Source organism: Acinetobacter sp. ANC 3882 (assembly GCF_022549545.1).
GTDB lineage: Bacteria > Pseudomonadota > Gammaproteobacteria > Pseudomonadales > Moraxellaceae > Acinetobacter.
The window spans coordinates 1-1,649 of the sequence record NZ_JAKZGB010000019.1; the positions used below are offsets into that span (position 1 = coordinate 1).

Sequence of the window (1,649 nt, forward strand, 5' to 3'; positions counted from 1 at the left end):
CTGTGGAAACAACGCCGTAACAGCCGCGTGTTTATGAACAAGAGCGTGCGTGATGTCGTGGAAATCATCTTCAAGGAATGGCAGAGCAAAAGTCCCTTATTTGCATCCAGCCTCACTTTAGACCTAAGCGGACTCAGCCAAGACTACGATGTCCGTCCCTTTATCATGCAGTCCAATGAAAGTGACTATGACTTCCTAACCCGATTGATGCGCAGCGAAGGCATCAACTGGCTGATTGATGAAGCTGAACGAACCGTTGCTCTCAGTAGTGCAACCATCCAAGCACAAAAACTACGTCTAATTGATGACAATAGCCAATACCAAGCTTTAGACCGTCGACAGATTCGTTATCACCGCAGCAGTGCTACCGAACAATACGATAGTATGACCAGCTTGATTGGACAACGCACACTACAGCCGAGTTCAGTCCATGTACAACGCTGGCAAGCCGATGCACTGGAACAAGAAGAAGGTGCAGGTAGTGTGCAAAGCACACACAAACACAGTGAGCAACACGACAATGCCAGTCTAGGCTTAGAACAGGCATGGCATTTTTCACCCGCTTGGATGCAAGACCTAAATGGTGAAGATGGGGCAACTCAGTCAGGCAATGCGCAAATTGAAAAGCTTAATCAAAACCTAGGACAATACTACGACCTACAATCGAAACAGTTTATTGCCCATACCACAGTACGAGATACCCATGTCGGTTACTGGTTTGAATTGGCAGAGCACCCTGAAATCGATCAACACAGTGGCGCAGACAAAGAATTCCTAATCACGGGTAAAAACTTTTATAACCAAAACAACTTGCCCAAAGATCTGAACCAGCAGATTAATCAACTCTTGGCACAAAGCAATTGGCAGCCAATCCAACAAAGCAGCACAGAAGAACGCCAAGCCAATCAGTTGACACTGCAACGCCGCAATACCAAAACTGTCCCTGAATATCACCCACTACAACACCGCCCAGCAGCATCCCCACAACGCGCCAAAGTGGTTGGACCCAGCGGTGAAGAAATCCATGTGGATGAATGGGGAAGGATTAAAGTCCGCTTCCTGTTTACCCGCAATGACGATCATAGCCACGATGGTGGTGCAGGTGCCAACGACAATGACACTGACTCAGCTTGGGTGGATGTACTGACGCCTTGGGCAGGTGAAGGCTATGGTGCACGCTTCTTGCCGCGTATAGATGAAATCGTAGTGATTGACTTCTTTGATGGCAACATTGACCGTCCGTTTGTGGTGGGAAGAATTCACGAAGCACACCGCAGCCCGACCAAGTTTGATAACTCAGGCAAGCTGCCTGATACCAAGAAATTGGCAGGAATCAAATCTAAAGAGTACCAAGGCGAAGGCTATAACCAACTGCGCTTTGATGACACCACAGGACAGATCAGTGCACAGCTACAAAGCAGCCATGCAGCCAGTCAACTGAATCTAGGTAAACTGAGTCATCCCAAAGACAAAGCGGAAAGTGAAGACCGAGGCGAAGGTTTTGAGCTACGCACCGACCAATGGGGCGCAGTCCGTGCAGGCGAAGGCTTACTACTTTCTACGCACAAACAAGATCAAGCCCAAGGCGAGCATCTTGATGCGCAGCCTGCCAAGCAACAACTTGAAGGCAACCAAAGCAACGCCAAAGC

The 1,649-nt window shown here is 48.6% G+C and carries 1 protein-coding gene; it reads left to right on the forward strand.

Annotated elements, in window-relative coordinates; translation table 11 throughout:
- Positions 1-1,649 (forward strand): type VI secretion system Vgr family protein (locus MMO42_RS18075; RefSeq protein WP_241321575.1); only part of this gene is annotated, 1,649 nt, incomplete at both ends.